General features: G+C 63.6%; 1 protein-coding gene. It reads left to right on the top strand.

The genetic code is table 11. The features are described 5' to 3' along the window. Nucleotides 1–97: 97 nt before the first annotated feature. Nucleotides 98–1186 (top strand): IS110 family transposase, encoded by a 1089-nt coding sequence (locus tag ACP7BY_RS20950; RefSeq protein ID WP_033966655.1) that lies wholly within the window; start codon nt 98–100, stop codon nt 1184–1186. Nucleotides 1187–1567: the final 381 nt, after the last annotated feature.

The following is a 1567-nucleotide window of genomic DNA, read 5'->3' as shown; positions in this document are numbered from 1 at the left end:
TGCCGCTGTAATTGGGCAGGCGAGCCCAGCGGCAGTATCGTGTGCGGAGACCGAACGGCGAACGAGGTCGCCTGCGGTCAAGCGCAGGAGAAAAGCGATGGAGTATTTTGCCGGACTGGATGTGTCGATCGACGAGACCGCGATCTGCGTGGTCAGCGATGGTGGCGAAACGATGCTGGAAACGTCGGTCCCGACCGACCCGGCCGCGATCGCCACCGCGCTCAAACCTTACGCAGAGCGACTGCGTAGGGCGGGCCACGAAGCGGGCGCTTTGTCGCCTTGGTTGCACCCCGAGCTGTTGGCGGTGGGCGTTCCCGCGGTGTGTCTCGAAACCCGCCACGTCCGTGCCGCGATGAGCGCGCAACGCAACAAGACCGATGCGAAAGACGCGCTCGGGCTGGCACATATCATGCGCACCGGGTGGTTCCGCCAGGCGCATATCAAGACCGAAGCCTGCTACCGGATACGACTGTTGCTGGTCCAACGCCGCAACCTGAAACGCAAGTTCCTCGACCTTGAGAACACCATCCGCCACTCGTTGAAGGCGTTCGGCATCCGGCTCGGCAAGGTCGGGCGCGGCGGATTCGAGCAGGCGGTGCGCGAGGCCGTCGTCGAGGACGCGATGACGGTCGGTCTGATGGACTGCATGTTGCGCGCGCGGGCCGCTTTGTGGGCGGAATACCTCGTCTTGAACAAGCTTGTGGTGCAGCTCGCCATGGCCGACGATCTGTGTCGCCGCTTCATGGCGATCCCTGGCGTGGGGCCGGTCACGGCGCTGAGTTTTAGCGCCGCCATCGACGATCCGACCCGCTTCAAACGATCGCGTGACGTCGCCGCCTACTTCGGCCTGACCTCGAAACGGTGGCAGTCCGGAACGTCGATCGACGTGAAGGGGCGCATCAGCAAGGCGGGCGACCCGGATGTCCGGCGAGCGCTCTATGAGGCGGCGTCGGCGATGCTTACGCGCTTCAAGGGAAGCGACACGATCAAGGCGTGGGGCCTCAAGCTGGCGAAGACCAAGTGCCACGCCAAGGCCCGCGTCGCAGTCGCGCGCAAGCTCGCGGTGGTGATGCACGCGATGTGGCGCGACGGCACGTTCTACATCGGAGATCCGCAGGCGACCGAGGCCGAAACCGCCGTGTGGATCGCCGCCAAAGCCAAGCGTCTGAGCTATGCTCGGACGTAACCATCAATCGTGTTTGCGCAGCCGGATCAACGGTAAATAGCGCTGAGGAGGTCCGCGTCAGCGGATGAGGAATGGTACAGACGAGGAAGACGGGAAGCACGATATCTTGCCTGTGGCCAACCCGCTCAACAGACGGGTCGGACCACGCCGGAATGCCTGTGATGATGCCCCGTGAGTCCGATAGCGACATGTGCCGCGCCGGTCTGAAAGCTGCTTGCGAGCAGCCCGAAATAGCCGCCGATGAGCACGGAAGAATGCACCGCGTACCAGACCTCGAATGCCGACAGGGACCAGCAGCGCGGGCGGCTGTGGCGCGCTTCGCAAATATGGTAGGAGAACGACGATGGTAGAGACGGCGAACAGGAAGAGCCCAATTAAGAA

Origin of the sequence: Sphingomonas sp. PSPC2-2, from assembly GCF_049897725.1 — a bacterium.
Lineage (GTDB): Bacteria > Pseudomonadota > Alphaproteobacteria > Sphingomonadales > Sphingomonadaceae > Sphingomonas.
The sequence above is the reverse complement of the archived record's forward strand: the minus strand, read 5'-3'. Positions and strand labels throughout refer to the sequence as shown.